Source organism: Fodinibius sp. (assembly GCF_041642155.1).
Taxonomy (GTDB): domain Bacteria; phylum Bacteroidota; class Rhodothermia; order Balneolales; family Balneolaceae; genus Fodinibius.
The window spans coordinates 1-6,889 of record NZ_JBEPWZ010000155.1; the positions used below are offsets into that span (position 1 = coordinate 1).

Here is a 6,889-nt window from a genome sequence, read left to right on the forward strand (position 1 = left end):
CTTTCCGGATTTCCAGCGGTACCTCCCCGCGATGCTCAAACTCCCAGGGCATCATGTTTGTAGTAGGGTAATCTTCGCCGTGCTCCACCGCCCGGCCGCGCTCCAGGACCAGCGTCTTGACTCCTTGTTCCGCAAGTTCTTTGGCGGCCCATCCCCCGCTCATTCCGGAACCGATGACAATAGCGTCGTAGGTACGTTGCTGTTTGCTGTCAATGTTTATGTTAGCCATTCGTTATCAGATTACTGGGTTCATAAAATATTGCATGCCTGAAATTTGGTATTAAAACAGGTAATAGACGATTTTCAATGAAAAATTATAAATTAAAAATGAGAAAATTATAAATGAGAAAATTATGAATTGAGGGAATAGTAGCTGAGGCAGAGGCCCCGTTTACTTTTTTACTTAAAGAGACCTTTACAAAACCGTTGTTTTACCCCATTGCTGCATTTTCGAGATTCCAACATCCGCTTTAAATTTTTCAACCTTGCTATAACGCTACGCAGCCATCAAAATGTCCCGGTACCAGCTGGTAGGGGAGCTCCTCGGTCATCACATACTCCGAGTTTAAAAAGCCCCGGATCGCATACTGTTTGGTCATGGACAGGCACTCCCGGGCATCCTCATACCCTTCCCCTTCCGATTTCAGTTCCGGCGATCCCTCAAGCGTACGAGCAAGCAGCTGCTCCTTTTCCCCGGGAGTGCATTCCGTAAAGCCGGCCTCATAGTGATGCTCTGCCAGCCGATCCACTTGATCCAGTCCCCGCACAAACCGCTGCCGGTCCTCTTCGCTCCGGCAATCATCAACCATCACCAATACAAAGTGATGGATCTTCAGGGCTTCCGCCCCCGGCGAATCATCCGTCGCCGGAATAAACGTTTCCGCGATCCCGGCAAGCAGTCGCTCCTGTCTGCCAGAAATATTCAAATTATTCAGTGCTATCGATACCCGCTCTTCACTGAACGTACAGGATGGAGCCAAAAGCACGCTCCCTCCCAGCAGGGCCATATTCTTTAATGCTGATCTTCTGTCCATATCGTCTTACTTATTTGATAACTGCCGGTGAATGCCGTCCACTAATATATTCATTTATCTATTCTTGTCAACATTCACCTGCTCAAAGAAGAAAAAGTGATAATATCTGGGTAGATTACGCGATCATCTATTTAACCCATTACCGTCTATTTTATGGCTAAAGATTCAGACAAGCAAAAGATTGTTCACGTACATCTGCCGAAAGGGGAAACATTTACCACCACCCTCACCGCCGGGAAACATGAACTGACCTCCGACGAGCCCACCTCGGTGGAGGGGGGAAAAGACAAGGGACCCGATCCCTACGATTACCTGCTGATGTCGCTGGGCTCATGCACAGTCATGACCATCAGGATGTACATCCGTCACAAAGGCTGGCCGGTGGATGACGTGTATATGGAACTGCGTCACAATAAGCGTCACGCCGAAGACTGTAATAACTGCGATGACCCCAAAAGCAAGATTGACGTCATTGAAAAGGAAGTGATTGTGGAAGGCGATCTTACCGACAAACAGGTTGAGCGCATCCTGGATATCTCAAAAAAATGCCCGGTTCACCGGACACTGACGAGCGATATAACGATCGAAAGTTCTATTGAGCACAGATGACTTAAAAGAGACCACAGTTCAAGCCTGATGATAATATGATCAGATACGGGCGGCCGATTATTAATCCACCGCCGCGGGCTGCTGTCCCTCGCTGTAGGCCTCCACCGGCACGCAGCTGCACATCAGGTTGCGATCACCGTATGCATCATCGACGCGGCTGACGGCCGGCCAGAATTTGTCAAACCGGAGGTAATCCAGTGGAAAGACGGCCTTTTCGCGGCTGTAGGGATGATCCCACGCTGAGGCCATGACAGTGCGCATAGTGTGGGGAGCGTTCTTCAGGGGATTGTCCTCCGGGTCGGATTCTCCCTTTTCAATGGCCCGGATCTCTTCCCGGATGGCGATCATCGCCTCACAAAAACGGTCCAGCTCCGCTTTCGATTCACTCTCGGTAGGCTCGATCATGAGGGTCCCCGGCACTGGAAAGGACATCGTCGGCGCATGAAAGCCGTAATCCATCAGGCGCTTGGCCACGTCCACCGACTCCACATCCGCCGACTGTTTAAAGGGACGCAGGTCCACAATAAACTCATGGGCCGCCCGGCCGTTTTGCCCGGTATACAGCACCGGGTAATGATCCTGCAGGCGATCTTTAAGGTAGTTGGCGTTCAGGATCGCTATTTCAGTAGCGCGGGTCAGTCCTTCATTACCCATCAGTTTGATATAGGCATACGAGATGGAGAGGATACTCGCGCTCCCCCAGGGTGCGGCAGCGATGGCGTTAATGGCCTGTTCGCCCCCGGTGCTTACCACGGGATGGCCGGGCAGAAAGGGTTCCAGTTCTTTGGTGGCGACGATGGGGCCCATACCGGGGCCACCCCCGCCGTGGGGAATACAGAATGTCTTGTGCAGGTTCAAATGACAGATATCGGCCCCGATTTCAGCGGGACTCGTAAGTCCCACTTGAGCATTCATATTGGCCCCGTCCATGTATACCAGTCCCCCGTAATCGTGCACCACCTGGCAGATTTCTTTAATATCCTCCTCAAACACCCCGTGGGTGGAGGGATAGGTGACCATCAGCGCCGCCAGGTCCTCCTTGTGCCGTTCAGCCTTTTCCCGGAGATCATCCGGGTCAATATTCCCATGCTCGTCACATTCCGTGACCACCACCTCCATGCCGGCCATCACCGCGCTGGCGGGATTGGTTCCGTGGGCCGAATCAGGCACGATGGTAACCCTCCGGTGCTCCTCCCCCCGGTTCCGGTGATAGGCCCGGATGGTCATCAGTCCGGCAAACTCGCCCTGGGCCCCGGAGTTCGGCTGCAGCGAGACCGCCTCAAAGCCGGTAATGGCCATGAGCTGTTTTTCAAACTTTTCAAACAGGGTATGATAGCCCCGGGCCTGGTCCTGGGGGACAAAGGGATGGATTTTGCCGAATTCGGGCCAGGTCAGCGGAATCATTTCAGCCGTGGCATTCAGCTTCATCGTACAGGAGCCCAGCGAAATCATGGAATGTACGAGGGACAAATCCCGGTTTTCGAGCTCCTTCAGGTACCGAAGCATCTCGTGCTCGGTATGGTACAGGTTAAAGACCGGGTGCTCCATATAGGAGGAGGTGCGGGTCAGGGAGTCCGGGTAATCCACCGTAACGCCTTCGGCAAGCTGCTGCACGTCCACCTGCAGATCCGCCTTCCCATCGCTCTCATGTTCCGCTTCGTCAAGTCCCGCAAACAGGGAAAGCAGCTGGTCCACATGATCCAGATCCTTCACCTGGTCAAAGGCGATACCGACCGAATCGTCCTCGAAATAGCGCAGGTTTACCTGTTGAGACAGCGCCGCCTTTCTCAGCTCTACCTGCCGGGCACTGCTTTCAAGACGCACTTTCAGCGTATCAAAATAGTGCTCGTTCTCGACGATAAAGCCAAGGGACTGTAGTCCCCGGTGCATGACCGTGGCCAGGCCATGGATGCGCTCGGCAATGCGACGGAGTCCCCCGGGACCATGATAGACACCATAAAATCCGGCTATGACCGCCAAGAGCACCTGGGCCGTACAAATATTGGATGTGGCCTTTTCCCGCCGGATATGCTGTTCCCGCGTCTGCAGGGCCATCCGGTACACCGGGTTCCCCTCCGCGTCTTTTGTCACCCCGATAATGCGCCCCGGTATCTTGCGCTTATATTTCTCCCGCGTGGCAAAATACCCGGCATGGGGTCCCCCGAATCCCATCGGCACGCCGAACCGCTGGGTGGTCCCCACCACCGCGTCTGCTCCCATTTCCCCGGGAGGCGTCAGCAGCGTGAGGCTAAGCAGATCCGCGGCAACCGCCACCTGGTTGCCCTGTTCCCGTGCCGCTTCAATAAAACCGCTGTAATCCACGACCGACCCGTCCGTCCCGGGATACTGCAGCAGGATGCCGAACAGCTCCGAATCCGACAGGTCAAGCTCCCTGTGGTTTCCGACAATGACCTTGATATCCAGCGGCTCGGCACGTCCCTCTATCACTTCGATGGTCTGCGGGTGACAAAGTTCAGAGATAAAAAAAGTATGGGCCTGTTTCCGCTTGGCCCCGCGCCGCATCGCATAAAACATCGACATCGCCTCGGCCGCGGCCGTTCCTTCATCCAGCAGTGAAGCATTCGCCAGCTCACGTCCCGTCAGATCCGCCACCATCGTCTGGAAATTGATCAGTGCTTCCAGGCGGCCCTGGGCGATCTCCGCCTGGTAAGGCGTATAGGCCGTATACCAGCCCGGATTTTCAAGCACATTGCGCAAAATAACATTGGGCGTCAGCGTTTCATGATACCCCATGCCGATGTAGGAATCGAAGATCTCGTTCTCCGAAGCGAGCTCACGGAACTCTTCCAGGAACCGGTACTCGCTCATCGGTTCATCTAATTCCACCTCATGGGTCAGGCGGATATTCTTCGGAACGGTCTGGTCCATCAGTTCATCCAGCGACGACGCCCCGATGAGAGAGAGCATTTCACTGATTTGATCGGGGTTCGTTCCTATATGGCGATGCAGAAAGCGCTCTTTATCAAAATTGATGCTCATCGATGCTAATTTTTGTTGTAAAAAGTTAAATCAATAACCAACTTGGGGTCTGTGCGAATATTCTTTAGTGGGTCCTTCGGGCTCCATGTTTGAGAATGCAGGAAGGTAAGCATTCAATGCTAAAATTAACAGTCTTCGCCCATCAATAAAACAAGGTTGCCAAAAAATATGCCGCCTACATGGGGCAAAAAAAAACGGTTTTGCAAAGAGTCCTCTATGAAGATAAACAGGGACCTGTACCTCAGCTCTTTTCCCTCTCAATTTTTAACTTATCAATTTCCCATTATTAACTTTCCCATTTTTTAATGGAATCCCTCTGTCTTCGTGTTTAAAACTGCATTTCAAGCATTCAACTTATCCCGGCAACCTGCTTCTTTAATTTAGAACCCGTCCGAAACTCGAGGAGAAAGCATAACCAAGATTATTAGTCTTAACTAAATTTTTATTTTGAAATAGATTAAAATTTCTTATCCTTTGTTTTATAAAAATATATAATCGATCAGTCACTCAATGATACCTTTAGCTGAGCTCAAAGATCTTTTTTTTGGTCTGGGTCCCATTACCCAGAGCCTCTTCGGCGGTTTGTTTACCTATACACTAACGGCAATGGGAGCAGCGCTTGTCTTTTTTACAAAGGAAATAAACTACAAACTGCTGGATGCCATGATGGGATTCGCCGCCGGGGTAATGATTGCAGCCAGTTTCTGGTCGCTGCTGGTGCCGTCGATTGATATGGCGGCAGCTCAAGGGGTCATTGAGTGGCTGCCCGCCGTTATCGGATTCCTTTCGGGGGGTATTTTTCTGCGTATCTGCGACGCCTACCTCCCCCACCTCCATATCGGCTTGCCGGTCGAAGAGGCGGAGGGATTGCCGACCAGCTGGAGACGTGCCACGCTCCTCGTTCTTGCGATTACACTTCATAATATTCCGGAGGGACTTGCCATCGGCGTACTTTTCGGAGCGGCAGCGTCCGGCATCGAAGCTGCAGGCGGTGCTACCGTGATGGGCGCCGTTACGCTGGCCATCGGCATAGGCATCCAGAACTTCCCGGAGGGTACGGCCGTCTCCATGCCGCTGCGCCGGGAGGGACTGTCGGTCGGCAAAAGCTTTTGGTACGGACAGCTTTCAGGGATTGTAGAACCCATATCCGCGGTCATTGGCGCCGCGGCCGTGTTAATGATACAGCCGATACTGCCCTACGCCCTCGCCTTTGCGGCCGGTGCCATGATTTACGTCGTCGTTGAAGAATTGATACCCGAATCTCAGATCCGCGGAAATACCGATATCGCCACGCTCGGGACCATGCTGGGGTTCACCATTATGATGATCCTGGACGTAGCCCTGGGGTGAGTCCCCATAGTTATTTCCTTTCCCGGTCCTTTTTGACAGTCTTAATCAAACTAAGTACCCATATATATGCTCCCACACGCCCTACTCTGGGACCGCAAGCATGACCTTCCTGCTGGCTTGACCCTTTTCGCCCCCCGCTGTGAGGTAATAGAGAAAAAAAGAACCCACATCCTTTAATTACCGTTGTAAGCTAACTTCAACCAAAGAAAGCGTCCGCTCATTACAATGAGGGACAAATCAAATAGGATACTTAGCCGTTATCTTTCACAAACCATTTTCTTTCCTGTCTGTTTTTTGGTTTATTTTATAACGATAGGTTAATTATACCTTAGGGCTTTCATAACATATGGCACCAACCAGGATATCATTCAAAAGCAGGGACAAAAAGGACTTCTCCCGAAACGTAAAGCGGGAAGTAGCACGCTACTTTGAAGAAAACAACCTGTCCCGCCACGCCAATGGACAGATGGTCCTGAAAACCGTAATTCTTTTGACGGTGTACTTTGGGGCCTATGGCCTGATTATTAGCAATAGCGTGGGACTCTGGGGCATGGCTTTTCTCTGTTTCGTCATGGGTATCGGCATGGCGGGGATCGGTTTTTCTGTATCCCACGACGCCCTGCACGGTGCCTACTCCTCGAATAAATACGTGAACCAAATCCTGGGGTATACCTTCGACCTGATGGGGGCCAATGGATACATATGGAAAATCACCCATAATATTATACACCATACCTATACGAATATTTATGAACATGACGAGGATCTGGAAGTAGCGGAGTTTATCCGGCTCTCCCCCAACGCCGAACACAAGCCCATCCACCGCATTCAGCACCTGTTAGCCTTTATAGCGTACGGTTTCGCCACGCTTTTCTGGGTCTTTATCAAGGATTACA

6 protein-coding genes are annotated in these 6,889 nt (G+C 51.8%); 3 read left to right on the forward strand and 3 right to left on the reverse strand.

From position 1 onward, the window contains the following. Both ACESLU_RS09670 and ACESLU_RS09675 read right to left on the reverse strand, forming a co-directional pair. Window positions 1–229 (reverse strand): NAD(P)-binding protein (locus ACESLU_RS09670; RefSeq protein ID WP_372638439.1); only part of this gene is annotated, 229 nt, incomplete at its 3' end. 259 nt (window positions 230–488) lie between these two features. Next, the gene (locus ACESLU_RS09675; protein WP_372638441.1) at window positions 489–1,034 is read right to left on the reverse strand and encodes a gluconate 2-dehydrogenase subunit 3 family protein; all 546 of its coding nucleotides are present in this window, start codon (window positions 1,032–1,034) and stop codon (window positions 489–491) included. A gap of 153 nt (window positions 1,035–1,187) precedes the next feature. On the opposite strand from ACESLU_RS09675, the gene ACESLU_RS09680 reads away from it, so the two are divergent. Continuing rightward, window positions 1,188–1,643, forward strand: a complete 456-nt coding sequence (locus tag ACESLU_RS09680; RefSeq protein WP_372638443.1) for an OsmC family protein — start codon at window positions 1,188–1,190, stop codon at window positions 1,641–1,643. A 60-nt stretch (window positions 1,644–1,703) separates the two neighbouring features. Here ACESLU_RS09680 and gcvP read toward each other — a convergent pair whose 3' ends face one another. After that, the gene (gene gcvP / locus ACESLU_RS09685) at window positions 1,704–4,643 is read right to left on the reverse strand and encodes an aminomethyl-transferring glycine dehydrogenase (RefSeq protein ID WP_372638445.1); all 2,940 of its coding nucleotides are present in this window, start codon (window positions 4,641–4,643) and stop codon (window positions 1,704–1,706) included. Between the two features lie 510 nt (window positions 4,644–5,153). On the opposite strand from gcvP, the gene ACESLU_RS09690 reads away from it, so the two are divergent. Both ACESLU_RS09690 and ACESLU_RS09695 read left to right on the forward strand, forming a co-directional pair. Then, window positions 5,154–5,993, forward strand: coding sequence for a ZIP family metal transporter (locus ACESLU_RS09690; RefSeq protein WP_372638447.1), 840 nt, complete (start codon window positions 5,154–5,156; stop codon window positions 5,991–5,993). Window positions 5,994–6,339: 346 nt separating this feature from the next. Continuing rightward, window positions 6,340–6,889 (forward strand): fatty acid desaturase (locus ACESLU_RS09695; RefSeq protein ID WP_372638449.1); only part of this gene is annotated, 550 nt, incomplete at its 3' end.